The organism is Acinetobacter sp. YH16038 (assembly GCF_013417275.1).
Taxonomy (GTDB): domain Bacteria; phylum Pseudomonadota; class Gammaproteobacteria; order Pseudomonadales; family Moraxellaceae; genus Acinetobacter.
The window spans coordinates 18,553-42,141 of the sequence record NZ_VPEG01000020.1; the positions used below are offsets into that span (position 1 = coordinate 18,553).

Annotated in this window: 34 protein-coding genes and 1 pseudogene; 29 read left to right on the forward strand and 6 right to left on the reverse strand. The window is 43.9% G+C overall.

Annotation, left to right across the window (positions count from 1 at the left end):
• Window positions 1-14 precede the first annotated feature (14 nt).
• From rpsS to FTV34_RS10300, 24 genes and pseudogenes are all read left to right on the forward strand, one after another.
• Window positions 15-290, forward strand: coding sequence for a 30S ribosomal protein S19 (rpsS, locus tag FTV34_RS10185; RefSeq protein WP_004673001.1), 276 nt, complete (start codon window positions 15-17; stop codon window positions 288-290).
• Between the two features lie 11 nt (window positions 291-301).
• On the forward strand, window positions 302-631 hold the full coding sequence (gene rplV, locus FTV34_RS10190; protein ID WP_001982638.1) for a 50S ribosomal protein L22: 330 nt from the start codon (window positions 302-304) through the stop codon (window positions 629-631).
• A 1-nt stretch (window position 632) separates the two neighbouring features.
• Window positions 633-1,449 (forward strand): annotated as a pseudogene (gene rpsC, locus FTV34_RS10195) (30S ribosomal protein S3).
• Entirely contained in the window at window positions 1,389-1,802 is a 414-nt protein-coding gene (gene rplP / locus FTV34_RS10200; protein WP_004786917.1) for a 50S ribosomal protein L16, read from the forward strand. Before rpsC ends, rplP begins: the two are co-directional and overlap by 61 nt.
• On the forward strand, window positions 1,802-1,999 hold the full coding sequence (rpmC, locus tag FTV34_RS10205; protein ID WP_004786915.1) for a 50S ribosomal protein L29: 198 nt from the start codon (window positions 1,802-1,804) through the stop codon (window positions 1,997-1,999). The genes rplP and rpmC overlap by 1 nt, the downstream gene beginning before the upstream one ends.
• Entirely contained in the window at window positions 1,996-2,253 is a 258-nt protein-coding gene (gene rpsQ, locus FTV34_RS10210; RefSeq protein ID WP_004786913.1) for a 30S ribosomal protein S17, read from the forward strand. Before rpmC ends, rpsQ begins: the two co-directional genes overlap by 4 nt.
• A gap of 91 nt (window positions 2,254-2,344) precedes the next feature.
• On the forward strand, window positions 2,345-2,713 hold the full coding sequence (rplN, locus tag FTV34_RS10215) for a 50S ribosomal protein L14 (protein WP_001982634.1): 369 nt from the start codon (window positions 2,345-2,347) through the stop codon (window positions 2,711-2,713).
• Between the two features lie 9 nt (window positions 2,714-2,722).
• Entirely contained in the window at window positions 2,723-3,040 is a 318-nt protein-coding gene (rplX, locus tag FTV34_RS10220; RefSeq protein ID WP_004786911.1) for a 50S ribosomal protein L24, read from the forward strand.
• 16 nt (window positions 3,041-3,056) lie between these two features.
• Entirely contained in the window at window positions 3,057-3,593 is a 537-nt protein-coding gene (rplE, locus tag FTV34_RS10225) for a 50S ribosomal protein L5 (protein ID WP_004786908.1), read from the forward strand.
• Between the two features lie 9 nt (window positions 3,594-3,602).
• Complete coding sequence (gene rpsN / locus FTV34_RS10230; protein WP_004786907.1) at window positions 3,603-3,908, forward strand: 30S ribosomal protein S14; 306 nt, start codon at window positions 3,603-3,605, stop codon at window positions 3,906-3,908.
• Between the two features lie 12 nt (window positions 3,909-3,920).
• Complete coding sequence (gene rpsH, locus FTV34_RS10235; RefSeq protein WP_004786905.1) at window positions 3,921-4,316, forward strand: 30S ribosomal protein S8; 396 nt, start codon at window positions 3,921-3,923, stop codon at window positions 4,314-4,316.
• Between the two features lie 13 nt (window positions 4,317-4,329).
• Window positions 4,330-4,863, forward strand: coding sequence for a 50S ribosomal protein L6 (rplF, locus tag FTV34_RS10240; protein ID WP_004786903.1), 534 nt, complete (start codon window positions 4,330-4,332; stop codon window positions 4,861-4,863).
• A 14-nt stretch (window positions 4,864-4,877) separates the two neighbouring features.
• Complete coding sequence (gene rplR, locus FTV34_RS10245) at window positions 4,878-5,228, forward strand: 50S ribosomal protein L18 (protein WP_004281497.1); 351 nt, start codon at window positions 4,878-4,880, stop codon at window positions 5,226-5,228.
• 2 nt (window positions 5,229-5,230) lie between these two features.
• Window positions 5,231-5,728 carry a 30S ribosomal protein S5 gene (rpsE, locus tag FTV34_RS10250; RefSeq protein ID WP_004786901.1) on the forward strand — a complete coding sequence of 166 codons (498 nt, stop codon included), beginning with the start codon at window positions 5,231-5,233 and terminating at the stop codon, window positions 5,726-5,728.
• A 6-nt stretch (window positions 5,729-5,734) separates the two neighbouring features.
• Window positions 5,735-5,911 (forward strand): 50S ribosomal protein L30, encoded by a 177-nt coding sequence (gene rpmD, locus FTV34_RS10255; protein WP_004786899.1) that lies wholly within the window; start codon window positions 5,735-5,737, stop codon window positions 5,909-5,911.
• A 3-nt stretch (window positions 5,912-5,914) separates the two neighbouring features.
• The gene (gene rplO, locus FTV34_RS10260) at window positions 5,915-6,355 is read left to right on the forward strand and encodes a 50S ribosomal protein L15 (protein WP_004786897.1); all 441 of its coding nucleotides are present in this window, start codon (window positions 5,915-5,917) and stop codon (window positions 6,353-6,355) included.
• Window positions 6,356-6,400: 45 nt separating this feature from the next.
• A complete protein-coding gene (gene secY, locus FTV34_RS10265) occupies window positions 6,401-7,720 on the forward strand; it encodes a preprotein translocase subunit SecY (protein WP_171505548.1) in 1,320 nt (439 codons plus the stop codon).
• Window positions 7,721-7,740: 20 nt separating this feature from the next.
• Window positions 7,741-7,857 (forward strand): 50S ribosomal protein L36, encoded by a 117-nt coding sequence (gene rpmJ, locus FTV34_RS10270; RefSeq protein ID WP_000867907.1) that lies wholly within the window; start codon window positions 7,741-7,743, stop codon window positions 7,855-7,857.
• Window positions 7,858-7,964: 107 nt separating this feature from the next.
• The gene (gene rpsM, locus FTV34_RS10275) at window positions 7,965-8,321 is read left to right on the forward strand and encodes a 30S ribosomal protein S13 (RefSeq protein WP_004786893.1); all 357 of its coding nucleotides are present in this window, start codon (window positions 7,965-7,967) and stop codon (window positions 8,319-8,321) included.
• A gap of 19 nt (window positions 8,322-8,340) precedes the next feature.
• Window positions 8,341-8,727 carry a 30S ribosomal protein S11 gene (gene rpsK, locus FTV34_RS10280; protein WP_001040166.1) on the forward strand — a complete coding sequence of 129 codons (387 nt, stop codon included), beginning with the start codon at window positions 8,341-8,343 and terminating at the stop codon, window positions 8,725-8,727.
• A 12-nt stretch (window positions 8,728-8,739) separates the two neighbouring features.
• On the forward strand, window positions 8,740-9,366 hold the full coding sequence (gene rpsD / locus FTV34_RS10285) for a 30S ribosomal protein S4 (protein ID WP_004786890.1): 627 nt from the start codon (window positions 8,740-8,742) through the stop codon (window positions 9,364-9,366).
• Window positions 9,367-9,382: 16 nt separating this feature from the next.
• Window positions 9,383-10,390, forward strand: a complete 1,008-nt coding sequence (gene rpoA / locus FTV34_RS10290) for a DNA-directed RNA polymerase subunit alpha (RefSeq protein WP_004786889.1) — start codon at window positions 9,383-9,385, stop codon at window positions 10,388-10,390.
• An 18-nt stretch (window positions 10,391-10,408) separates the two neighbouring features.
• Window positions 10,409-10,774: a 50S ribosomal protein L17 gene (gene rplQ / locus FTV34_RS10295; protein ID WP_004786886.1), complete on the forward strand. Its 366-nt coding sequence runs from the start codon at window positions 10,409-10,411 to the stop codon at window positions 10,772-10,774.
• A 207-nt stretch (window positions 10,775-10,981) separates the two neighbouring features.
• Window positions 10,982-12,472 (forward strand): NAD(P)/FAD-dependent oxidoreductase, encoded by a 1,491-nt coding sequence (locus FTV34_RS10300; RefSeq protein WP_180070081.1) that lies wholly within the window; start codon window positions 10,982-10,984, stop codon window positions 12,470-12,472.
• A gap of 53 nt (window positions 12,473-12,525) precedes the next feature.
• On the opposite strand, the gene FTV34_RS10305 is transcribed toward FTV34_RS10300, so the two are convergent.
• Window positions 12,526-13,698 (reverse strand): acyl-CoA dehydrogenase family protein, encoded by a 1,173-nt coding sequence (locus FTV34_RS10305; RefSeq protein WP_180070083.1) that lies wholly within the window; start codon window positions 13,696-13,698, stop codon window positions 12,526-12,528.
• Between the two features lie 182 nt (window positions 13,699-13,880).
• Between FTV34_RS10305 and FTV34_RS10310 the strand changes: the two genes are divergently transcribed.
• From FTV34_RS10310 to FTV34_RS10330, 5 genes are all read left to right on the forward strand, one after another.
• Window positions 13,881-14,138, forward strand: coding sequence for a succinate dehydrogenase assembly factor 2 (locus FTV34_RS10310; protein WP_034590267.1), 258 nt, complete (start codon window positions 13,881-13,883; stop codon window positions 14,136-14,138).
• Complete coding sequence (locus tag FTV34_RS10315) at window positions 14,131-14,517, forward strand: hypothetical protein (protein WP_104425690.1); 387 nt, start codon at window positions 14,131-14,133, stop codon at window positions 14,515-14,517. The genes FTV34_RS10310 and FTV34_RS10315 overlap by 8 nt, the downstream gene beginning before the upstream one ends.
• 545 nt (window positions 14,518-15,062) lie before the next feature.
• On the forward strand, window positions 15,063-16,103 hold the full coding sequence (locus FTV34_RS10320; RefSeq protein WP_004786877.1) for a hypothetical protein: 1,041 nt from the start codon (window positions 15,063-15,065) through the stop codon (window positions 16,101-16,103).
• A 72-nt stretch (window positions 16,104-16,175) separates the two neighbouring features.
• Entirely contained in the window at window positions 16,176-16,748 is a 573-nt protein-coding gene (gene rrtA / locus FTV34_RS10325) for a rhombosortase (RefSeq protein WP_180011205.1), read from the forward strand.
• Between the two features lie 177 nt (window positions 16,749-16,925).
• Window positions 16,926-19,208, forward strand: coding sequence for a TRAP transporter large permease subunit (locus tag FTV34_RS10330; RefSeq protein WP_180070085.1), 2,283 nt, complete (start codon window positions 16,926-16,928; stop codon window positions 19,206-19,208).
• A gap of 48 nt (window positions 19,209-19,256) precedes the next feature.
• On the opposite strand, the gene FTV34_RS10335 is transcribed toward FTV34_RS10330, so the two are convergent.
• From FTV34_RS10335 to FTV34_RS10355, 5 genes are all read right to left on the reverse strand, one after another.
• Window positions 19,257-20,132: a DMT family transporter gene (locus FTV34_RS10335; protein WP_104425693.1), complete on the reverse strand. Its 876-nt coding sequence runs from the start codon at window positions 20,130-20,132 to the stop codon at window positions 19,257-19,259.
• 60 nt (window positions 20,133-20,192) lie between these two features.
• Entirely contained in the window at window positions 20,193-20,612 is a 420-nt protein-coding gene (locus tag FTV34_RS10340; protein WP_180070087.1) for a hypothetical protein, read from the reverse strand.
• Between the two features lie 14 nt (window positions 20,613-20,626).
• Entirely contained in the window at window positions 20,627-20,839 is a 213-nt protein-coding gene (locus FTV34_RS10345; protein ID WP_171064841.1) for a YheV family putative zinc ribbon protein, read from the reverse strand.
• Between the two features lie 40 nt (window positions 20,840-20,879).
• Complete coding sequence (locus tag FTV34_RS10350; RefSeq protein ID WP_180070089.1) at window positions 20,880-22,919, reverse strand: M3 family metallopeptidase; 2,040 nt, start codon at window positions 22,917-22,919, stop codon at window positions 20,880-20,882.
• Window positions 22,920-23,002: 83 nt separating this feature from the next.
• Window positions 23,003-23,584 (reverse strand): hypothetical protein, encoded by a 582-nt coding sequence (locus FTV34_RS10355; RefSeq protein ID WP_179992776.1) that lies wholly within the window; start codon window positions 23,582-23,584, stop codon window positions 23,003-23,005.
• Window positions 23,585-23,589: the final 5 nt, after the last annotated feature.

The window sequence follows — 23,589 nt, forward strand, 5'->3', positions numbered from 1 at the left end:
AAAGGAATCTGACAATGCCTCGTTCTCTGAAAAAAGGCCCATTCGTCGATGCGCACTTGTTCGCTAAGGTTGAAGCGGCTATCGCGGCTAATAACCGTAAGCCGATCAAAACTTGGTCGCGTCGTTCGATGATCCTCCCGGATTTTGTTGGTTTAACAATTTCTGTACACAATGGCCGTAACCATGTTCCAGTGATCATCTCTGAACATATGGTTGGACACAAGCTTGGTGAATTTGCACCGACTCGTACCTACCGTGGTCACGGTGTTGACAAGAAATCTAAACGTTAATAGGTGCTATGATGGAAGTAACTGCTAAATTACGCGGTGCCGCTATCTCGGCACAAAAAGCTCGTTTGGTTGCAGATCTTATCCGCGGCAAATCTGTTGCGCACGCTCTTAACATCTTAAACTTCAGCAACAAAAAAGCTGCAGTATTGGTTAAGAAAGCGTTGGAATCTGCAATTGCAAACGCTGAACATAATAACAGTTTAGATGTAGACGACCTTAAAGTTTCTACGATCTACGTTGATGAAGGCATGAGCCTGAAACGTATTATGCCACGTGCTAAAGGCCGTGCAGATCGTATTACTAAGCGTACTTGTCACATCACCGTTAAGGTAGGGGTTTGATATGGGTCAGAAGGTTCATCCAATCGGTATCCGCCTAGGTGTTGTGAAACGTCATAACGCTAACTGGTATGCGAGTCCGAAACAATACGCTGAATACTTGCTTAAAGATTTGCAAGTTCGTGAGTTTTTAACTAAAAAACTTAAGAATGCAATGATCAGCAATATTCTTATCGAACGTCCAACAGGCGCTGCTAAAGTAACTATTAGCACTGCTCGTCCTGGTATCGTAATCGGTAAAAAAGGCGAAGACATTGAGAAATTACAACGCGAATTAACATCTATTATGGGTGTTCCTGCGCAAGTAAGTATCAACGAAATTGATCGTCCAGACTTAGACGCGCGTCTAGTTGCTGAAGCTATCGCTTCTCAATTGGAAAAACGTGTAATGTTCCGTCGTGCTATGAAGCGTGCGGTTCAAAACACTATGCGTGCTGGTGCGAAAGGTATCAAAGTAGAAGTTTCAGGCCGTTTAGGTGGTGCTGAGATTGCTCGTACTGAATGGTATCGTGAAGGTCGTGTACCTCTACATACTCTTCGTGCAGATATCGACTACGCGACTATGCGTGCTGAGACTACTTACGGTACGATTGGTGTTAAAGTTTGGATCTTCCGTGGCGAGATCTTGGGTGGCATGAAACAAGTCATGAACCCAGCTCCAGCTGAAGAACGTCCAGCTAAACGCGGTCGCGGTCGTGGTGAAGGTCAAGAGCGTCGTGGTCGTCGCAATGATCGTTCTGCTGAAAAAGGAGAATAATCCATGTTGCAACCTAAACGTACTAAATTCCGTAAGGTGCAAAAAGGCCGTAACACTGGTCTAGCTCACCGCGGTAGCTCAGTATCTTTTGGTACTATCGCACTTAAATCAATCGAACGTGGTCAAATGACTGCACGTCAAATTGAAGCAGCGCGTCGTACAATTAGCCGTCGTATTAAACGTGGTGGTAAAATCTTTATCCGTGTATTCCCGGACAAGCCAATTACTTCTAAACCACTTGAAGTGCGTATGGGTAAAGGTAAAGGTTCTGTGGAATACTGGGTTTGCCAAATCAAACCAGGTAAAGTCTTGTACGAAATTGATGGTGTTAACGAAGACCTAGCTCGCGAAGCGTTCACGCTTGCTGCTGCTAAACTTCCGTTTAAAACCACTATCGTGACTCGGACGGTAATGTAATGAAAACTAAAGATCTACGTGAAAAGTCGGTAGAAGAGTTGACAGCTTTGCTTGATGAGCAACAGCTAAACCAATTCCGTCTTCGTATGGCGAAAGCAACTGGTCAATTGGGTAAATCGCACGAAGTGCAATTGACTCGCAAGACTATTGCTCGTATCAAGACCCTCCTTACCGAAAAACAGGGGAACGGACAATGAGTGAAAATACAGTCCGCACGTTAACAGGCAAAGTAGTAAGCGACAAGATGGAAAAATCTATCGTTGTTCTTATCGAACGCCGTGTTCAACACCCGTTGTATGGCAAATCAATCCGCCGTTCAACAAAATTACATGCTCATGATGAGAACAACACAGCTAAAGTTGGCGACGTTGTAACCATTAAAGAAAGCCGCCCAATGTCTAAAACTAAGTCATGGACTTTAGTTGAAGTTGTTGAAGCAGCTGCTGAGTAATTAACGTTCTTGTTGCATCATCGGTCAATTTCGAGTACTCTTTGAGCCTTTCGAAATTGTGACCGGTGATGCTCGGTTTTGGAGTAGGGCAATGATTCAGACCGAAACTATGCTCGACGTAGCAGACAACAGTGGTGCTCGCCGCGTACAATGTATTAAAGTACTTGGTGGTTCACATCGTCGTTATGCTTCTGTTGGCGACATTATTAAAGTTACTGTAAAAGAAGCAATTCCACGCGCACGTGTTAAAAAAGGTGACGTGATGAATGCAGTAGTTGTACGTACAAAATTCGGTATCCGTCGTCCAGACGGTTCAGTGATTCGTTTCGACGATAACGCTGCTGTTATTTTGAACAACAACAAAGCGCCGATTGCAACTCGTATTTTCGGACCAGTGACTCGTGAACTTCGTACTGAACAGTTCATGAAAATTATTTCATTGGCTCCTGAAGTTCTATAAGAGGCGATCATGGCTAAGATTAAAAAAGGCGATCAAGTAATTGTGATCGCAGGTAAAGAAAAAGGCAAACAGGGTACTGTTCTGTCTGTTTCTAATGACCGCGTTAAGGTTGAAGGCCTTAACTTGGTGAAGAAGCATCAAAAGCCGAACCGTGTTACTGGCGCTGAAGGCGGCATCGTAACTCAAGAAGCTTCGCTTCACATTTCAAACGTGGCAATTTTTAATGCTACAACCCAAAAGGCTGACCGTGTTGGTTACCAAACGATTGACGGCGTGAAAACTCGCGTATTCAAATCTAATGGTGAATCAGTGGCGGTAGCGAAGTAATAGGTTGAAAAAGGCAATGGCCAGACTTAAAGCACGTTACAACGACGAACTTAAAGCTCAATTAAAAGAACAATTGGGAATTAAGAATGTGATGGAGATCCCTCGCATCACTAAAATCACTATCAACATGGGTGTTGGTGCAGCTTCTGCTGACAAGAAACTCCTTGATGGTGCTCTTTCTGATATGCAAGCTATCGCTGGTCAAAAACCAGTTCTTACGTTAGCTCGTAAATCTATCGCTGGTTTCAAAATCCGTGATGGTTGGCCGATTGGTTGTAAAGTTACTTTACGCGGCGAACGTATGTACGAATTCTTAGACCGTCTGATCTCGATTGCGATTCCTCGTATCCGTGACTTCCGTGGTTTCTCTGCGAAATCATTTGATGGTCGTGGTAACTACTCAATGGGTCTTAAAGAACAGATCATGTTCCCTGAGATCGATTTTGACAAGATTGACCGTATTCGTGGTATGGACATTACCATCACTACGACTGCTCGCACCGATGACGAAGGCCGTGCGCTAATGCGTGCATTCGGCTTCCCGTTCAAATAAGAGGTCGAAATGGCTAAGAAAAGTATGATTAATCGCGAATTGAAACGCGAAGCTACTGTTGCTAAATACGCTGCAAAACGTGCTGAATTAAAAGCAATTATTGCAAACGTAAATGCTTCAGATGAAGAACGTTTCGATGCGATGATGAAATTACAGGCATTACCACGTAATGCATCTCCAGTACGTCTACGTAACCGTTGTGGTTTAACTGGTCGTCCTCATGGTTACTTCCGTAAGTTCGGCTTAAGCCGTAACATGGTACGCGATAAAGTAATGCAAGGTGATGTACCTGGCGTTGTTAAGGCAAGCTGGTAAGGAGCACTATAAATGAGTATGCAAGATACCGTTGCCGACATGCTAACACGTGTTCGTAACGCACAAATGGCAAAGAAACAAACTGTTTCTATGCCTAATTCTAAGTTGAAAGTTGCGATTGCTAACGTACTTCAACAAGAAGGTTATATTTCAAACGTAGAAGTTGCTGAAGTTGAAGGCAAAGCAACTCTTACTTTGACTTTAAAATATTTTGAAGGCAAGCCAGTTATCGAAACTGTGAAACGCGTAAGCCGTCCAGGTCTACGTCAGTATCGCGGTAAAGATGCACTTCCAAGCGTTAAGCAAGGTTTAGGTATTGCAATTGTTTCTACAAGCAAAGGCATCATGACTGATCGCGCTGCACGTGCTGCAGGCGTTGGTGGTGAAGTTATTGCTTTTGTTTCTTAATAGGTGATTCCTCATGTCTCGTGTGGCTAAAGCCCCAGTAACTGTACCTAACGGTGTAACAGTTACTCAGAACGGCCGGCAGGTCGAAGTGAAAGGCAGCAAAGGTACATTGTCTTTCAACCTGCATGCGCTGGTCGAGCTAAAACAGGAAGACGGTACTCTAGTTATTGCTCCTAAAGCTGAATCTAAAGATGCTTGGATGCAAGCTGGTACTGCTCGCGCTGTGCTTAACAACCTTGTAAAAGGTGTAAGCGAAGGTTTCGAACGTAAGTTACAACTTATCGGTGTTGGTTATAAAGCTGCGGTTAAAGGTAACGTTGTTAACCTTAACCTTGGTTTCTCTCACCCGATCGACTATACGCTTCCTGAAGGTGTAACTGCTGAAACTCCAACTGCAACTGAAATCGTACTTAAATCTGCTGATAAAGCAGTTCTAGGTCAAGTCGCTGCAGATATCCGTGGTTACCGTCCACCAGAGCCTTATAAAGGTAAAGGTGTTCGTTATTCTGACGAAGTTGTACTTCGTAAAGAAGCTAAGAAGAAATAAGGCGCGAGGTTCTTATGAACGAAAAGAAACAATCCCGTTTGCGTCGTGCGAAAAGCACACGCTTGCACATCCGTGCATTGGGTGCGACTCGTTTGTGTGTAAACCGCACTCCGCGTCACATCTATGCTCAAGTTATCTCAGCAGATGGTGGCAAAGTATTAGCGCAAGCTTCTACTCTAGACGCTACTTTACGTGCGGGTACTACTGGTAACGTTGAAGCAGCTCAAAAAGTAGGTGCTTTAATCGCAGAACGCGCTAAAGCAGCTGGTGTTACTAAAGTTGCATTTGACCGTTCTGGTTTCAAATATCATGGTCGTATCAAAGCCTTGGCTGATGCTGCCCGTGAAAACGGCTTGGAGTTCTAATCATGGCTAAAGTTGAACAAAACGAAGGTCTTGTTGAAAAGCTGGTTGCCGTTGATCGTGTAGCCAAAGTTGTTAAGGGTGGTCGTATCTTCTCTTTCACAGCATTAACTGTTGTGGGTGATGGTAATGGTCGCGTAGGTTTTGGTCGTGGTAAAGCGCGTGAAGTTCCAGCTGCTATTTCTAAAGCACTTGAAGCTGCTCGTCGTAACATGATTACTGTTGACCTTGTTGATGGTACTGTTCAGCACCCTATCAATGCTCGTCACGGTGCAAGCCGCGTTTACATGCAACCTGCTTCTGAAGGTACTGGTGTAATTGCTGGTGGCGCGATGCGTGCAGTTTTAGAAGCTGTTGGCGTACGTAACGTATTAACTAAATGTTATGGCTCTACAAACGCTGCTAACGTAGTAAACGCGACTTTTAACGGTTTGCGTGATATGACTTCTCCTGAGAAAGTTGCTGCGAAACGTGGTTTAACAGTAGAACAAATTCAAGGGTAATCAATCATGAAAACGATTAAAGTTACCCAGACTAAATCTGCATCGCACCGCTTGAAAAATCACAAGCTGAGCCTGAAAGGTTTAGGTCTGCGTCGTATTGGTCATACTGTAGAAGTGCAAGATACGCCTTCTAACCGTGGTATGATCAACCAAGTCTACTATATGGTTAGTGTAGAGGAATAAGCCATGACTCTGCGTTTAAATACAATTGCACCTGCAGAAGGTGCTAAGCGTGACAACCTTCGTCTAGGTCGTGGTATCGGTTCTGGCGTTGGTAAGACTGGTGGTCGTGGTATCAAAGGTCAAAACTCACGTAAGAGCGGTGGTACTCGTCCAGGTTTCGAAGGTGGTCAAACTGCACTTTATCGTCGTTTGCCTAAATTCGGTTTCACTAGCCAATTGGCTTTGAAAACTGCTGAAGTACGTTTATCTGAGCTTGCTAAAGTTGAAGGCGACATCGTGTCTCTTGAAACTTTAAAAGCTGCGAACGTTGTACGTAAAGACATGACTCGTGCTCGTATCGTACTTTCTGGTGAAATTACTCGTGCATTCACTGTACAAGGTGTTGCATTGACTAAAGGCGCTAAAGCTGCTGTTGAAGCTGCTGGCGGTAAAGTCGAGGAGTAATCCCCAGTGTCTATGACTCCTAGTTCTTCAGGTCATGTCAACATGATGAAAGGCCAACCATTTCATGTGAAATACCGTGAAATTATTCGTCGAATGATGTTTCTCATTGGTGCGTTGTTGGTGTTTCGACTAGGAGCGCATATTCCAGTACCAGGGATTAATAATGCCGCGCTAGAAAATCTGTTTAATGCAAACCAAGGTACCATCCTTGGTTTGTTTAACATGTTTTCGGGTGGTGCATTAGAGCGAATGTCGATTCTTGCTTTAGGGATTATGCCATACATCTCTGCATCGATTATTGTGCAGTTAATGTCTACAGTGGTTCCATCGCTCGAAGCTTTGAAAAAAGAAGGCGAGCAGGGCAAACGTAAGATTAACCAATACACACGACAAGGCACGCTGTTCCTTGCACTTGTGCAAGCAATTGGTATGTGTGCTGGCCTGATCAGCCAGGGAATTACCCTGACCTCTGGTCTGGCTTTTTATGTTCCTGCAGTAACCTCTTTGGTTGCGGGGACCATGTTCTTGATGTGGCTGGGTGAACAAATTACCGAGCGTGGGGTAGGTAATGGTATTTCCATGATCATCTTCGCAGGTATCGTTGCAGGATTGCCGACTTTAGTTATGCAGTCTCTAACTTCAGTGGATAATGGCCAGTCTAGTCTAATTGGACTAGCAATTTTTGGTCTGTTATCGATTGCTGTACTAGCAGCGATTGTGTTTATCGAGAAGGCGCAACGTCGTATTCCGGTGAACTATGCTCAAAAGCAGCAGGGACGTCGTGTATTTACTGCACAGCAAACACATTTGCCATTAAAAATTAATATGGCGGGTGTAATTCCGGCAATTTTTGCCAGCTCTTTACTTTTGTTCCCAGCGAGCTTAGGTCAATGGGTTGGTAGTTCGGATCCAAGTGCAGGAATTATCAAGCGTAGTCTACAAGACTTGGCATTGGTGTTATCGCCTGGTCAGCCGTTGTATTTGGTGCTCTTTGGTGCGTTAATTATCTTTTTCTGTTACTTCTATACAGCACTGGTATTTAGTCCTAAAGAAGTGTCAGAGAACTTGAAACGCAGCGGAGCTTACGTGCCTGGTATTCGTCCAGGTGAGCAAACTGCTCGTTACTTAGATCATATTCTCAATCGTTTGACCTTTATTGGCGCGATATACATCACTGTCATCTGTTTAATGCCGATGATTCTGCAAAGCTCTTTTGGTATTCCATTTAGCTTGGGTGGAACATCGTTGCTGATCGTGGTAGTGGTGGTGATGGACTTTATGGCTCAGCTTCAAGCACATCTCACCTCGCACCAGTATGACAATCAAACGTTAATGAGAAAAACGACTGCTCATCCTAAGGGATAAGCGCACTTAGAGGTTTCATCATGAAAGTACAAGCTTCTGTAAAGAAAATTTGTGGTAGCTGTAAAGTTATCCGTCGTAATGGGGTTATCCGCGTAATTTGTAGCGCAGAACCTCGTCATAAGCAGCGTCAAGGTTAATCTGATCAAGACCTGTTGATTTCAGTAGGCGAATTGGGTTATTATCCGCCCCTCAAGATTTTTGTGGGGCGGTTGATTATCTCTACTGCCTTTTTGGAGAAAATTGAATGGCTCGTATTGCCGGTGTAAACATTCCGGATAACAAGCATGCTGTTATCTCTCTAACGTACATCTTTGGTATTGGTCGCCACACTGCTAAGTCAATCTTAGCTGCTGCGGGTATCCCAACTACTACTAAGATCCGTGAATTAGATGACGCTCAGCTTGATGCGATTCGTGCAGAAATTGCCAAGGTTCCGACCGAAGGTGATTTACGTCGCGAAATTTCCATGAACATTAAACGTTTAATGGATTTAGGCTGCTACCGCGGTCTTCGTCATCGTCGCAGCTTGCCTGTCCGTGGTCAACGCACCAAAACTAACGCACGTACCCGTAAAGGTCCGCGCAAACCAATTAAGAAATAAGATTTCTGGAAGCTAAAAGATGGCTAAAGATACTCGCACACGCAAGAAGGTCACTCGTACCGTCTCTGAAGGTGTTGCACACATTCACGCTTCTTTTAATAACACCATTGTGACTATTACCGATCGTCAAGGTAATGCACTGGCTTGGGCCACTTCAGGTGGACAAGGCTTCCGTGGATCACGTAAATCAACTCCGTTTGCTGCTCAGGTAGCTGCTGAAGTTGCTGGTAAAGCTGCTTTAGATTACGGTTTGAAAAACTTGGACGTCCTTGTGAAAGGTCCTGGTCCAGGTCGTGAGTCTGCGGTTCGTGCATTAGGTGCAGTGGGTTATAAAATTAACAGCATTACCGATGTGACTCCAATCCCTCACAACGGTTGCCGTCCACCTAAAAAACGTCGCGTGTAAGGAGAAACATTCATGGCTCGTTATATTGGTCCAAAATGCAAACTCTCTCGCCGCGAAGGGACAGACCTGCAATTAAAATCTGGCGTTAAACCATTTGACGTCAAAACTAAAAAACACGCTAAAGCTCCTGGTCAACATGGTGGAGCTCGTGGCGGTAAACAATCTGAGTACTCACTACAATTACGTGAAAAACAAAAAGTACGTCGTATGTACGGTGTTTTAGAGCGTCAATTTAGTAACTACTACAAAGAAGCTGCTCGTGTTAAAGGCGCAACTGGTGAAAACCTGTTGAAATTGCTCGAAAGCCGTCTTGATAACGTTGTTTATCGCATGGGTTTTGGTTCTACACGTGCAGAAGCTCGTCAGTTAGTATCTCACCGTTCAATCACTTTAAATGGCCGCCGCGTTAACATCGCGTCTATCCAAGTTAAAGCTGGTGACGTGATTGCAGTTCACGAAGGCGCTAAACAACAATTACGTATCAAAAACGCAATTGAATTAGCTGCTCAACGTGGCATTCCTTCTTGGATGGAAGTAGATCATTCTAAACTAGAAGGTACGTTCAAAGCTGCACCGGATCGTTCTGATTTACCTGCTGAAATCAACGAAAGCTTGATTGTAGAATTGTATTCTAAATAATCCTTGAGGTAGCAATATGACGCGTACTGCAAATGAGTTTCTAACTCCGCAAGCGATCAAGGTCGAAGCGGCAAGCGGGACCTCGGCAAAAGTTATTCTAGAACCCTTAGAGCGTGGCTTTGGTCATACTCTGGGCAATGCTTTACGTCGCATCCTTCTTTCTTCTTTACCTGGCGCTGCTGTGGTAGAAGTTGAGATTGAAGGTGTTGAGCACGAGTACAGTACTTTGGAAGGCTTGCAGCAGGACATCGTCGAGCTCTTGCTGAACCTAAAAGGATTGTCTATTAAGCTGTTCGATCAAAATGAAGCTTATTTAACATTAGAGAAACAAGGTCCAGGCGACGTAACTGCGGCTGACCTTCGTTTACCTCATAATGTTGAAGTGGTTAACCCTGAACACTTGATCGGCACATTAAGTGCATCAGGCAATCTTAAGATGCGCCTGAAAGTGGCTCAAGGCCGTGGCTATGAGACTTCTGACTCACGTTTCCCAGAAGGCGAGACTCGCCCAGTGGGTCGTTTACAGTTAGATGCATCTTACAGCCCGATCAAACGTGTGTCTTACACAGTGGAAAACGCTCGTGTAGAACAACGTACTGACCTTGATAAACTGGTCATTGATCTTGAAACCAACGGTACAGTTGATCCTGAAGAAGCAATCCGCAAAGCGGCAACAATCTTGCAACAACAAATTGCAATCTTTGTTGATCTTCAGAAAGATCAAGCTCCTGTGGCTCAAGAACCTCGTGAAGAAGTTGATCCAATTTTGCTTCGTCCAGTAGATGATCTAGAGCTAACTGTTCGTTCTGCTAACTGTTTGAAAGCAGAAAACATTTACTACATTGGTGATCTTGTACAGCGTACTGAGGTTGAGTTACTTAAAACTCCTAACCTTGGTAAAAAATCGCTTACTGAGATCAAAGATGTTCTGGCTTCCAAAGGCTTACAACTCGGCATGCGTTTAGAGAACTGGCCACCAGCTAGTCTCCGTATGGACGATCGTTTCGCCTATCGTAGCCGTTAATTAAGTAGGACTATCACCATGCGTCATCGTAATAGTGGTGTGAAATTAGGCCGTACAAGCAGTCATCGTAAAGCGATGTTCCAAAACATGGCTAACTCTTTGTTCGAGCACGAGTTGATCAAAACAACTGTGCCTAAAGCAAAAGAATTACGTCGTGTTGCTGAGCCTTTAATCACTTTAGCTAAAGTCGATACAGTAGCAAACCGTCGTTTGGCGTTTGCTCGTACTCGTTCAGCTGCAACTGTTGGTAAATTATTTACCGTTCTTGGCCCTCGTTACAAAGAGCGTAACGGCGGTTATCTACGTGTTCTTAAAGCGGGCTTCCGTGCAGGTGATGCTGCACCGATGGCTTACGTTGAGCTAGTAGATCGCGAAGTTAACTAATTTCGTGTAGAGCAGCAAACGTTGTTCGAAAAGGTCGGTTGAATAAACCGGCCTTTTTTAATGCCTAGCATTTACCCATTATCAGGCTGTTTAGAAATTTGTCCTTAAAAGATAAAAAAATAATCACTTTTATTTAAACTTGACATTGTGTATTGTCAATTTTGTGATTTAATAAAATATATGACAATGCTCAGGTAAAAGAAGAATATGGAAAAGCAAGTTGATATTTTAATTGTAGGCGCGGGGATCTCGGGAATTGGTCTGGCGGCCCATCTTTCTAAACATAGTCCTCAACGCTCATTCGAAATTATTGAACGTCGCGAAAGCTTTGGCGGTACGTGGGACCTGTTTAAATATCCTGGTATCCGTTCAGATTCGGACATGTCGACTTTTGGCTTCAACTTTAAGCCTTGGAAAAAAGAAAGTGTATTAGCTTCTGGCTCGGCAATTAAAAATTATCTTGCAGAAGTGGTTCAGGAATTTAACTTGAGCTCAAAAATTCATTTTCAACATCGCGTCGTTAGTGCCAATTATGATTCAGCTACACGTAAATGGTCAGTCTTAGCTGAAAACGCTCAGGGCAAAAAGCAGACCTGGATCGCTAACTTTGTTCTTGGCTGTACTGGTTACTACAATTATGATCAAGGCTTCCAGCCGGAATTCCCGCATCAGGAAGCATTCAAAGGTACATTTATTCACCCGCAGCATTGGCCTGAAAATCTGGACTATAGCGGAAAAAAAGTAGTGATTATTGGCAGTGGTGCGACAGCAATAACATTAGTTCCAGCCATGGTGAAAGGCGGTGCAGGGCATGTGACCATGTTACAACGCTCTCCCACCTATATCGCCTCAGTTCCTTCGATCGACATGATTTACTCAAAAATGCGTAAATTATTGCCAGAAGATGTGGCTTATAAGCTGACCCGTGCGCGTAATATTGGCATGCAGCGTGGTATCTATGCACTCGCACAAAAACAGCCAAAACTACTGAAAACCTTATTATTGAAATCTGTACAGTTTCAGTTGAAAGGGAAAGTGGATATGAAACACTTTACCCCGAATTATGAACCTTGGGATCAGCGCCTATGTGTAGTGCCAGATGGGGATTTATTCAAAATCCTGCGTGAAGGTCATGCATCTGTAGAAACAGATCATATCGAGAAATTTACTGAAACCGGGATTCAGCTGAAATCAGGTAAATATCTGGATGCGGATATTATTGTGTCTGCTACTGGTTTAAATATTCAGATTCTGGGTGGTATTCAGGCCACGATGGATGGCAAGCCTTTGGATACGTCGAAGCATATGCTGTATCAAGGGGTCATGCTCAGTGATGTGCCAAATATGGCGCTGATTATTGGTTATATCAATGCTTCCTGGACCTTGAAAGTGGATATTGCCGCAGAATATATCTGCCGTCTGCTCAATTATATGGATCAGCATGGTTATGATGAAGTGATTCCAGAAGGGGATGCTACGGAATTACTTGAAGATACGGTGATGGGTAGTTTAACTTCAGGCTATATTGCCCGTGCCGCAGATGTGATGCCGAAACAGGGTAAGCATGCACCTTGGAAAGTATCTAATAACTACTTGGCAGACCGTAAAGAGCTGAAAACTGCATCTTTTGAAGATGGAGTATTGAAATTCAAATCGAAATCCAGTGCTGTGCCAGCCAAGCCAAGATTGGTGTCTTAAGTATAGACATAGATAAAAGGAGTACCTGATGTACTCCTTTTTCATATTTCAAATTAGAGTGATCTGGAAATCAGTTCCTTCATGATTTCATTGGTTCCTGCATAAATGCGGTTCGCGCGATTATCCAGGTACGCTCGTGCAATCGGATATTCCAGCATATAGCCATAACCGCCATGCAGTTGTAGGCATTCATCCACCACTTTGCTATACAGTTCAGAAATTTTGTATTTAGCAGCTGCGGCGGCATCAACTCCCAATTTTTGAATAAGCTGTAGTTGCATACAACGGTCCAGATAAGCTCGGCAGATTTCAATTTCGGTACGCAGTTCTACCAGTTTAAAACGGGTATTTTGAAAAGCGCTGATCGGTTTGCCAAAGGCTTGACGTTCTTTGGTGTATTTTACCGTATGTGCGAATGCCGCTTCTGCCCCTGCCTGACATATGATGGCCACAATTAACCGCTCCCAAGCCAGTTCTTTCATCAGCATCATAAAACCCATGCCTTCCTGACCTAGTAAGTTTTCTTTAGGCACACGGACATTGTCAAAGAACAGTTCACAGGTATCCTGACCTTTCATGCCGATTTTATTTAAGGGTTTACCTTTACTAAATCCTGCACGATCTGCTTCGATCATAATTAAGGAAAGGTTGGCAGAGCCTTTTTCGCTATGACCCGTCTTACATACCACAATTGCCATATCACAAAGATAGCCATTGGTAATGAATATCTTGGAACCATTAATCACATACTCATCACCCTCTAATACAGCACTAGTGCGTACTGCTTGAAGGTCTGAGCCAGTTCCGGGCTCAGTCATCGCAATTGCTGTGACCACTTCACCTGTTGCCATTTTCGGGAGCCATTGCTGCTTTTGTGCTTCATTGCCAAAGTTCAGAATATAATTGGCCACGATATCGGAGTGCAGTGAAAATCCTGTCGCAGAGTCGCCGGCATAGGCCTGTTCCTCGATCAGAATCATGCTGTATAAACGATCTACCCCTGAACCGCCATAAGCTTCAGGCATCGTGGCACAGAGAAGGCCAAGTTCACCGGCTTTATTCCAGAGCTCACGATCGACATGCTGTTGCTGTTCATATTTTTCTGTATGAGGAATCACTTCCTTTTCATAGAATTTACGGACCATCTCCCGAAAGGCTTCATGTTCATCATTGAAAAGCTGACGTGGCAGCATGCTGGCCAATGGACGGATCGCGCTCGAATGCATCTTATAATTCCCTTATTGTGATGTTTTATTTAACTTAAGATAGAGCAGATGAGGGAACAATGAGCTGAATGTTCAAATCTGGGGAATCTACTGATGCTTTTGGTCATTTGTATGAAATACCTCGAAATTCAGCAATGGCTTAAGGTAAACTACTCAGGTTTGTAACGAGTTGGGAAAATTCGATGACTGATGACATCACCTTAGAAGAGCGCAAAGTGATTTATCGCGCGCGTCGTGGCTTGAAAGAGATCGATGTATATTTTGATCCCTACGTGAAAAACTATTATCTCACTGCTGATCCCTTCGAAAAACAGATGTTTGCTGAGCTGGTTGCACAGGAAGATCCAGACCTGCTGGACTGGTTTATGGAAGTGTCTGAACCCCCACGCCCTGAATTAAAAGATTTTATCAAGAAGCTTAAATTTTACGTTCATGGATAATCGTTGTTTCAAGCTGAAACGCAGCAAGTGTGCGCTGGTGTTTCAGCTTTTTATTTTTGCTGTATTGATGTTCCTGCTGTATCAGTTATTGCCTATGGCGATTTGGCTGGTTTGTGGTGTCATCGGATTGGTCATCTATCAGTTGTTTTATCGTAAGACACCGCACATTGAGCAGTTTGAATATCTGGATGGACGTGAATGGTCGCTGACAGCAGCTGCGCAAGGCACACGGCGAGTGTTGATCAGTCACGTGATTGATCACCAAGCTTATATCGTGGTGTATTTCCAGCATGCAAAAGCACGTCCGTTGCTCATCTGGTGTGACCAGTTGCCTTTTAAACAATGGAAGTCTTTGAAAGTTTTGACAAAAATACTTTAATTGTCCGACAAATGACATTCCAAAATTTTAAATAAATTCATTAAAAATAAAGATTTATCCGCTAACCCCGCTTGAATTGTCAGACAAAAAATTATATTTCTCTGCAAAAACAATAAATTGTCTGACAATTTTTCAGCTGCTTTTTTTATAAGCAGGTACATTTAAGTCACCAACAGCGAACCCAGGAGATCATGATGGAATTTCCAATGTGGATGTTTTTGATCGTTGCGATTGTGATGGCCCTGGTCATAGGACGGCTGGGAACGGTGCTGAAGGACAGATTTTCACCTAAATAACAGAATTAAGCTCGAGAACCTATTTTCTTCTCGGCTTGCCAAGTTGATAAGTAGCATGTGCTGAACCGTCGCAATGCTACTTTTTTTTGCCCAAAATTTGGGATTTTATCTACTACAGTCAATTGCAGCTGGGCAATTTAATGGCAAAGTGTCTGGTCTAAATTAGAGTAAATACTCTTTTATTCGTTATATGCTTCTGATATGTTTAGCAGAATAATGGACATAATCACAATTATAGAGGACAGGAAAATGTCGAGCGTCCGAAAAATATGCCAAGGTATGGCGACCATTGCAATAACAACAACAGTTCTAACAGGATGTTCTCAGGTCATTAAAACCGGTGCCAATGTGGCGCTGGGCTTCACTGAAAAGCATATTGTTCCACCAATCCTGGCGATGGATGATGCCGAGATGGTGTGTAATTCCGGGAATTCTTTAACACCAGCCATCATGTCGACCAAGGAAATGGGGGCTGATCCGACTCGTGTTGCGGTACTGATGTACTCCGCAGCGGGGATTTGTGCCGAGCAGAAAGCGCTGGATGCAGAGCTACGGTATCTGCGTGCTTCTAAAGTCAATCAGGTGACTGAAGCTCAGGATGCGCGGATTGAGCAGAAACGGTGGGCTGCACTGGCTGCACAACGTCAGTACACGGGTTATCAGTTATTCCAGACCCGTTATGAGAAAAAATATAAAAAAGCGCTGGGTGAAGGCTGTCCACGCATGAACAGTGATATTGAACAGACAGTTTATCTGCTGGGCATGCTGAGTGGCTTGCAAGCCATGACCAATGACATTAACTCGGGTGGGGCTGTACAAGTACCTAAAGATATTGCGGCTGTGGTTGAGCGTGGCATGACCTGTCTGGATAATACCAAATTCTGGGGCGCGCCAAATGCAACCCGTGCTGTGATCTGGACTTTATTGCCAGGGGCAGGTGATGGAAAACCTGATCCTTACCAAACTCTGAAACAGTCAGTACAAATCGGTGAGCAAAAAGGTGTACGTTTATCACATGCCTTATATGCTGTAGCGGCACAGGCCAGTGGGGATGATGCCAAAATTCGTGATGCGTTAAGAACCTTTGATCAGGCACGTAGTGATGAAAAGCCAGTCAATCCTCAGTTCAAGCTGATCGACAGTATGGCTGCCATTATGGTGAATGGTATTTCTGACCGTTACTGGACTGAAAATACCGGTATTCGTAGTGCAGATGATGGCATGCAGACCTTCTGGGATGAAACAGATAATTCTTCAGAACTGGATGATCTGTTTAGCGCTGACCTATAATTTAATGAAAAATTAAGTGAATGATGCTCATAGAGGTCATTTTCAATATGCTGAAAGGAGTTCAAGGAGCCGATGCAAGATCAACATCTTCGACGAAAAATTATTTTTCTGGCGGCTTTTGTCTCTCTTTCAGCGAGTTTGCAAATCTTTAACGATGCTTTCATCTACTGGCAGGAAAGCCTGCTCGGAGAATTCTGGCGGCTCTGGACTGCGCACTGGGTGCATGTCGGCTGGGCCCATTATTTTCTGAATATCCTTGCCTTTATCTGTTTACCTTTCATTTTTCCCCGTGCATCTGTGTGGCATTTCGTCTCGATTCTTTTGATTCTGCCGCCGTTGATCAGCCTGAGTTTTTATTTTTTCCTGCCAAATATTGAAGCATATGCAGGACTATCCGGGGTATTACATGGGGCCTATGTCGCAGTCGCCTGCGTGCATCTACTTTATCAGCGTGAACGTGGGTTTGCCGTAATGGTATTATTTTTAATCTTTGCCAAACTGATTTGGGAAAATACCATTGGAAATCAGGAAACTGCACAACTTATCGGCAGTCCGGTACTGGTCGAAGCGCATTTATTAGGGGTGATCTGGGGAGTGGTAGTCGCATTGCTCTATATCTTGGGCAATTATGTCCAGGATAGCTGAAACTGTTGGCAGAAAAGACAAAAAGAAAAGATAAATTGTCATTTTTATTCTGCTGATTTTCATGCAGAGTCAAAACAGAAAATAATGATACTGACCCTTGTAAAGGAATTTTCGGGGCAGACAGGAAGACCAGCGCTTAAAAGAATGTAAGGCGCGAAAACAAGAATAGGAAAATACATGCACAACGATAATCAAAACAGATCAGGATTAGGTCTGTTACGTTATATCTGGACAGAGTGGATCTCGACCTTTATCGTGCTCATCTTGCTCTTACTGACCTTAGTGATTGGAACCGGGGAAATGATTCATGGTCAGTTACTGCGTATGGGCGAGCGTCTGTATGGTGATCCGGCGACAGGCATGCAATATTCGTTTTTGCGTGCTGAACCGAAAGCGCCTCAATGTGATCGTAATATTAATGTCGATCAAAAAGTTCAGGAGCAGATGAAAGCGGATGCTGCCGATGAATATGCCGATTTCTTCGGTGTACGTTCTGAAGCGGATGTGCGTGCTGCAGTGATGCAGGCACAACAGGTCTGTGAAGAGTCTTACCAGTTCTATGACAAGGCGATAACGCATATTGAAGCGCATCCAAGTATTCGCGCCTATCGCAGTTTTGAAACTTCATTCTTTGGCATTTTCAAGTTCGGGACTGAAAACCGTGCCTTACTGTTGATTATCATGGTGGTATTTGCTGCAATCAGTGCGACATTAAAAACCCATCATATCGGTCTACGTAGCCCAGCCACCCGTATCGATTTCAAAGTTTATTCTGTGGCGATGCTGATCGCGAACAGTTTCCTGGTCTATTCTTCCTACAGCCAATATATGTCGGTGCTGAATTCCGGGGTGCCAATGGGAGACATGAAGTATGTCTACTGGCTATGGATGATTCTCTTTGGGACATTGACCCTGATCAGTCTGTACCAAGTCATTAAGCCACCTCAGGCGACCCGAGAGGGAGGCAGTTTTGGACTGGCTTTCTTAAGCGTGCCACTGTATGCCTATATGGCCATCAGTACTGGGTTTAACTTTGTCTTCTTGATGGATTACCCGATGGGTCAGGGTATCTATCTGGGGCAACTGGTTGAATTCTCGAGCATCTTCCTGAATCTGGCCTTATTTATCTGGGCCGGTATGTTGCTGAAACAAACCCGTGTCGTAGACATGTTCCTGAATATCCTGCGTCCATGGAATCTGGCACCAGAAACCTTGACCTGGTTAATCCTGCTGGCAGCTGCACTACCAACCGCTTATACCGGTGCATCCGGGATTTTCGTGATTGCTGCAGGTGCGATCATTTATAAGGAAGTCTGGAATGCCGGTGGTCGCCGTCAGTTTGCCTTGGCAGCAACAGCGATGTCCGGTTCACTCGGTGTGGTGCTTCGTCCATGTCTACTGATTGTTGTGGTTGCTTCACTGAACAAGGAAGTGACGACAGATATGCTGTATCACTACGGTGTCTATGTCTTCCTGCTCAGTTCAACATTGTTCCTGATCATTTCGCTATTCTTTGCTGAAAGCAAGTTCCGTATTGCTGCACCTGGTCTGGCTTCACCACAGTCTGCACGTGCCTTTGTAAATGTGATTCCTTATATTGTGATTTTCATCCTGATCTGGCTGTTCTACAAATATGCTTTATCTACAGATCTGAATGAATTTACTGCACCTGTCATGATGCCAGTCATTCTGTTGATGATCGTGCTATTTGATAAGTTACGTCATGAGCCTGCACCATTACCACCAGTAGGGCATTGGGATGAAACCTTAACCACAACCTTAGGTTCAGGAAATACGCCTGCAATGGCGACTGCGGGTACAGCCATTAATGCTGAATATCGTGAAGCAGACCATGTTGAGCAGCAGGGCGGTGAGCTGGCTGTAGATCATGGTGTAAAACGTTCGACTGCGGTTGAAAGTTTACGTCATGTCGGCTTCTGGAAATCATTACACATTTCGACCAGTGAAACGGTTGGACACATTGGTGCGCTGGTGATTCTGATGGCACTATCTGTCAGTGTGGGCGGCCTGCTGGAACGTATGGAAATTATGGAAGCGTTCCCGACAGATATTAGCAGTACCATTCTGGTGATTTCCATGATTGTTGGCCTGATGGTGTTCGTTGGCATGATTATGGACCCATTCGGCGCAGTGATCCTGATTTCAGCAACGGTTGCACCAGTCGCCTATCAGTATGGAATTCATCCGGTACATTTCTGGATGATTACCTTGATTGGTTTCGAGTTGGGTTATGTGACACCACCAGTTGCTCTGAACCATCTGTTGGCAAGGCAATCCATTGGTGATGCTGAGGTGGCCGAGGCGGATGCAGAAGTTCGACATAAGTCCTTTTATTACCGTTATGAGCGCTGGATTTTACCGATGATCGTGTTACTGCCAGCGATGCTGATCATTGCCTATGTACCTTATGTATTTAAACTCTTCGGCTGGTATCAGTAATTTAAGCAAATAAAAAAAGCACCTTCGGGTGCTTTTTTTATTGTGGCCTTAACGCAGCCTAAGCTTATTTTGTAAAACAGGACTGCAAAGTAAAATCCCACAAAAAATCAGCCCTAATCCGAGCAGGCTATAGAGATCCGGAACTTCCTGCCAGAATAAATAGCCCCATAAGCCAGCGAAGAAAATCGCAATATAGTTCACTGGTCCAATCTGACCAGCAGGTGCCAGTTTATAAGCATTGGATAGAAATAACTGGCTGGTATTTGCCAATAAACCGGCTGCAATTAAATAACCGAGTTCAGTCAGGGTATAAGGACGCCAATGCCAGAACATTGGAATCATGGAAATCAGGGTGCCGATCAGACAGAAATAAAACACAATTCGTTCTGGTGGTTCAGTTTGGGTCAATGCGCGAACCGTGACAAAAGCCATAGCAGCCAAGAAGCTGGCACTCAAGCCAATCACGGACATCAGGTTAAATAAACCGGAATCAGGCTTAGCCACGCACAACACGCCAATAAAACCGATCGCAGCAGCCAGTAACATGCTTTGAGTGACTTTTTCTTTTAGAAACAGCCAAGCAATCAGCGGAATAAAAATTGGTGAGGAATAGGTAAAGACCATGGCATTGGAGAGCTTTAAATGTGCAATGGCATAGAAAAATCCATACATCGCCGTCAGACCTGCGACAGAACGCCAGGTGTGCATCCAGAGTTTTTCAGTTTTAAAAAAGTTAATGCCTTTATTGAAGATTAAAGGAAGAAAAATAAACAGGCCGACAAAATTCCGGAAAAATACCACAGTGGCATTATCAACGGTGTGTGAGGCGAAGCGGATACAGACGCCCATGACTGAAAACAAAAAAGCGGAACAGGTCAGAAAGACAATTGCCTTAACCAGATGCGAGGGAGAGGCTACACTCATGAGGGAACTTAGCTAGAAAATCTGTGGATATTCTAGCTGAAAATCCCTAACTCATTCTGACTATTGTGCCAGTTGTGCTTCGAGTAACTTGATTTGTTCCTCTTTGAGTTTAATCAGCTCATCTGCATCACTATGCTGTTGCTTCAGGCTTTTTTCCTGCTCATTGAGCTGTTGCTGAATATCTTCCAGTTTGGCAATTTCTTCTTTCGCCAAAGTGGCATTCTCAGTAACTTCTTCTCTTATAATAGAGACATCGACCAGAACATTTTCAGAAGTAGGCACAATTTCTTCCGGTTCAGGTTCTGCTTTAGGTGCGGCTTGTGTCACCGGTGCATGCATCAAGTCACCCTGATGTGCCGGTAATGTTTCATTTTGCGTGAGAAAAAACTGTGTAATTATTAAAACAGCAATAATCACAACAATTAATCCACTCACTATTCCCCATAAAAGTTTAGGATTTTGTCGATGATCTAGAGTCATTTAGGTTCCCGAAATTATTCTTTTGGCTGACGGGGTTTAAACTGAATCACACCAATTTCATCCGGAACGGCTGGTGACTCAGGTTCCTCGATATGGGTAGGACGGTTTTCTTCATACCCACATTCGATACATTCAATCCATTCAGCTTCACCAGAGGTCAGCATAACGATCCGATCCAACGCCTGACATTTAGGACATTTTGCGCCTGCAATGAAACGACGTTTGATAGCCATCATACTCACCCTGTGATTTACTTAAAAACGTAGTTTAAGCGTTTTTAGAGCGGTTCGTCCAACCTTGATGACGTAACAAAGCATCTATTTTTGGCTCGCGTCCGCGGAAATTGATAAATGCGTCAAGTGCTGTATCTTTTCCGCCAACTGCTAGAATTTTTTGTCTAAACTGCTTTCCAGTTTCAGTATTAAAAATTCCTTCTTCTTCGAAGCGATCGAAGGCATCACTGGCCAAAACTTCTGCCCATTTATAAGAATAATAGCCCGCTGCATATCCACCCGCGAAGATATGACTGAAGCTGTGCTGGAACCGGTTATATGCTGTAGTAGGTAAAACAGCGTATTTTTCACGAATCTCGTTCAAGGTTGCCTGAATCTGTTCAGCATTCAATGCCGGATTGGCACGGTGAATGGTTAAGTCAAATAAAGCAAATTCCAGCTGACGCAAAGTTTGCATACCGGACTGGAAGAAACGGGCATCCAGTAAGGCTTTTAACAAGTCAGCAGGTAAGACTTCTTTGGTTTCGATATGTTCGCTGAGCAGGTTTAAACTGTCCTGATCCCAAGCCCAGAATTCCATAAACTGGCTTGGTAGTTCGACAGCATCCCAATCCACGCCATGTGTACCAGCCACGGCAATATTGTCCACTTCTGTCAGCATATGATGCAGACCATGACCAAACTCATGGAACAGAGTAATCACTTCATCATGAGTCAGTAGTGCAGGACGGTTACCGACTGGTGGAGTAAAGTTTGCCACCATATAGCAGATCGGTTTTTGCAGTCCTTCAGCAATTTGCATGCGTGAACGGAATCCACTCATCCAGGCACCGCCACGTTTACCCTGACGTGCATAGAGGTCAAAATAGAAACCGCCAATCACTTCGCCCTGATCTTCCAGTTCAAAATAACGCGCATCTGGATGCCAAACTGGCGCTTCACGTTCAACCACCTGAATGTCATATAAACGTTTCAGGATACTGAACAGGCCTTGCAGAATTTTTGGAGCCGGGAAATAGGGTTTTAGCGATTCCTGAGACAGATTAAACTGCTGCATTTTCAGCTTTTCAGAATAGTAACTGCTGTCCCAGGGCTTTAATTCAGTAATACCATCTTCAGCAGCAATGGCTATCAGTTCAGCCACTTCCTGTTTAGCAGGCGCACGGGCATGTTCCGCCAGATCACGCAGGAATTCATCAACAGCTTCGACATTTGGCGCCATTTTGCTGGCCAGTGAATATTCGGCATAGTTATTAAAGCCTAATAGTGCTGCCATTTCCTGACGTAATTTCAGGATTTCTTCCATGATGGCTGTATTGTCAAATTCAGTCTGTTCGGACTGATCTGACGCGCGTGTGGTATAGGCTTTATAGAGTTCTTCACGCAGGCCACGATCTTCGGCATGAGTCATAATTGCCAGATAAGACGGGAAATCTAAAGTGGCAACCGGCTGATCCAGTTCACGTTGCTGGCCATACTGTTTTAAGAGTTCAATATTGCTTTCAGACAGGCCCGCTAATTCTTCTTCCTTAAGCGGTCTGAAATAAGCTTGAGTTGCATCCAGTACATGATTGGAGAAATCTGAGGAAAGTTGTGACAAACGTGCAGAAATTTCTGCATAGCGTTTTTTGGCTTCACCCTCTAGAGCCACACCTGACAATTTAAAGTCACGTAGCGCCAGTTTAATTGCACTTTGCTGAGCTTCCGGCAGTTCATTGAAGACCGGTGCATCCTGTACATGCTGATAGGTTTGATATAGCGCCGTATGCTGGCCCAACTGGGTATAGTAATCACTTAGACCCGGTAATAATGCCTGATAGACATCACGGGTTTCACTATTATTCATGACTGCGTTGAGATGCGACAAAACACCCCAGGACTCGCTCATATTATTTTCTAGCGTGTCGACCTGTTTCAGAACAGCAAGTTGTTCCTGGACAGTATCAGGTGTCTGGTTCAGTTCATTTAGAAATTGCAAACCTTGCTGAATGCAGTTTTCAATTTTTTGTTTAAGATCTGCCAGCGTAATCTGATCGAATTGTGGAACGGGTAAAGTTGCTTTTTCTAATGTCATGTCGTTTCTGCCGAAGTCATTTCCTGTGTTAAATCTAGATGTAGGGCTTATTGGCAGGGAAATCAAGCATACGACGGTATTATTTATTCGACTTCAGACTGGATCCTGATCTCTTCAATCTCATGCACAATGCTGCCTAAATTACTTGTTGTAAGCTTAAGCTGTAGTTCAACGGGTTTATTTTGATAAAGCAGAAACTCAGAAGCAGATAACTCCATAACCGGTAAATGTCTATATTCTGTGTCAAAGGCATAAGAGATATGATTTCGAACACCTTTGAATTTCCCAGCCTGAGTAGTAATCGAAATACTGTTAGTTTCGCCTGTCAGCTTCGTATAAAGATAGGGTGGATAGGTGGTCAGATTAATCCAAAGTGCTGAGATCATGACCGAAGGAAAGATAAAAAGACTATAAAATTTGGGGCACTTTCTGAAATTACGCCAATGATAAGGTGGAAACCATAAACCATGCTGTTTGAGTCTTATAAAATACAGCAATATTCCAATACATATGACACAGCTTATAATCAATGCAAAATAATTCGTAAGTGGCGTTGCTACAAAATTAAAATACTTGAGTGCAATAAAGTCACTGAGGATCAAAATCGTAAAAATTAGAATCGCATAGATATGTAAATGCTGTTTATTATTTGATGCAATAAGCATGATAT

Coding starts and splice junctions, on each gene's coding strand:
- rpmJ (WP_000867907.1), top strand. CDS start 7,741: ATGAAAGTACAAGCTTCTGTAAAGAAAATTTGTGGTAGCTGTAAAGTT.
- FTV34_RS10320 (WP_004786877.1), top strand. CDS start 15,063: ATGTCGAGCGTCCGAAAAATATGCCAAGGTATGGCGACCATTGCAATA.
- FTV34_RS10355 (WP_179992776.1), bottom strand. CDS start 23,584: ATGCTTATTGCATCAAATAATAAACAGCATTTACATATCTATGCGATT.
- FTV34_RS10340 (WP_180070087.1), bottom strand. CDS start 20,612: ATGACTCTAGATCATCGACAAAATCCTAAACTTTTATGGGGAATAGTG.
- FTV34_RS10310 (WP_034590267.1), top strand. CDS start 13,881: ATGACTGATGACATCACCTTAGAAGAGCGCAAAGTGATTTATCGCGCG.
- rplR (WP_004281497.1), top strand. CDS start 4,878: ATGAACGAAAAGAAACAATCCCGTTTGCGTCGTGCGAAAAGCACACGC.
- rpsH (WP_004786905.1), top strand. CDS start 3,921: ATGAGTATGCAAGATACCGTTGCCGACATGCTAACACGTGTTCGTAAC.
- rpsS (WP_004673001.1), top strand. CDS start 15: ATGCCTCGTTCTCTGAAAAAAGGCCCATTCGTCGATGCGCACTTGTTC.
- FTV34_RS10335 (WP_104425693.1), bottom strand. CDS start 20,132: ATGAGTGTAGCCTCTCCCTCGCATCTGGTTAAGGCAATTGTCTTTCTG.
- FTV34_RS10330 (WP_180070085.1), top strand. CDS start 16,926: ATGCACAACGATAATCAAAACAGATCAGGATTAGGTCTGTTACGTTAT.
- rpsK (WP_001040166.1), top strand. CDS start 8,341: ATGGCTAAAGATACTCGCACACGCAAGAAGGTCACTCGTACCGTCTCT.
- FTV34_RS10300 (WP_180070081.1), top strand. CDS start 10,982: ATGGAAAAGCAAGTTGATATTTTAATTGTAGGCGCGGGGATCTCGGGA.
- rpoA (WP_004786889.1), top strand. CDS start 9,383: ATGACGCGTACTGCAAATGAGTTTCTAACTCCGCAAGCGATCAAGGTC.
- rplN (WP_001982634.1), top strand. CDS start 2,345: ATGATTCAGACCGAAACTATGCTCGACGTAGCAGACAACAGTGGTGCT.
- rpsQ (WP_004786913.1), top strand. CDS start 1,996: ATGAGTGAAAATACAGTCCGCACGTTAACAGGCAAAGTAGTAAGCGAC.
- rrtA (WP_180011205.1), top strand. CDS start 16,176: ATGCAAGATCAACATCTTCGACGAAAAATTATTTTTCTGGCGGCTTTT.
- FTV34_RS10305 (WP_180070083.1), bottom strand. CDS start 13,698: ATGCATTCGAGCGCGATCCGTCCATTGGCCAGCATGCTGCCACGTCAG.
- FTV34_RS10350 (WP_180070089.1), bottom strand. CDS start 22,919: ATGACATTAGAAAAAGCAACTTTACCCGTTCCACAATTCGATCAGATT.
- rpmD (WP_004786899.1), top strand. CDS start 5,735: ATGAAAACGATTAAAGTTACCCAGACTAAATCTGCATCGCACCGCTTG.
- rplQ (WP_004786886.1), top strand. CDS start 10,409: ATGCGTCATCGTAATAGTGGTGTGAAATTAGGCCGTACAAGCAGTCAT.
- rpsD (WP_004786890.1), top strand. CDS start 8,740: ATGGCTCGTTATATTGGTCCAAAATGCAAACTCTCTCGCCGCGAAGGG.
- rpsN (WP_004786907.1), top strand. CDS start 3,603: ATGGCTAAGAAAAGTATGATTAATCGCGAATTGAAACGCGAAGCTACT.
- rplO (WP_004786897.1), top strand. CDS start 5,915: ATGACTCTGCGTTTAAATACAATTGCACCTGCAGAAGGTGCTAAGCGT.
- rplV (WP_001982638.1), top strand. CDS start 302: ATGGAAGTAACTGCTAAATTACGCGGTGCCGCTATCTCGGCACAAAAA.
- secY (WP_171505548.1), top strand. CDS start 6,401: ATGAAAGGCCAACCATTTCATGTGAAATACCGTGAAATTATTCGTCGA.
- FTV34_RS10315 (WP_104425690.1), top strand. CDS start 14,131: ATGGATAATCGTTGTTTCAAGCTGAAACGCAGCAAGTGTGCGCTGGTG.
- rplE (WP_004786908.1), top strand. CDS start 3,057: ATGGCCAGACTTAAAGCACGTTACAACGACGAACTTAAAGCTCAATTA.
- rplF (WP_004786903.1), top strand. CDS start 4,330: ATGTCTCGTGTGGCTAAAGCCCCAGTAACTGTACCTAACGGTGTAACA.
- rpsE (WP_004786901.1), top strand. CDS start 5,231: ATGGCTAAAGTTGAACAAAACGAAGGTCTTGTTGAAAAGCTGGTTGCC.
- rpmC (WP_004786915.1), top strand. CDS start 1,802: ATGAAAACTAAAGATCTACGTGAAAAGTCGGTAGAAGAGTTGACAGCT.
- rplP (WP_004786917.1), top strand. CDS start 1,389: ATGTTGCAACCTAAACGTACTAAATTCCGTAAGGTGCAAAAAGGCCGT.
- rpsM (WP_004786893.1), top strand. CDS start 7,965: ATGGCTCGTATTGCCGGTGTAAACATTCCGGATAACAAGCATGCTGTT.
- rplX (WP_004786911.1), top strand. CDS start 2,723: ATGGCTAAGATTAAAAAAGGCGATCAAGTAATTGTGATCGCAGGTAAA.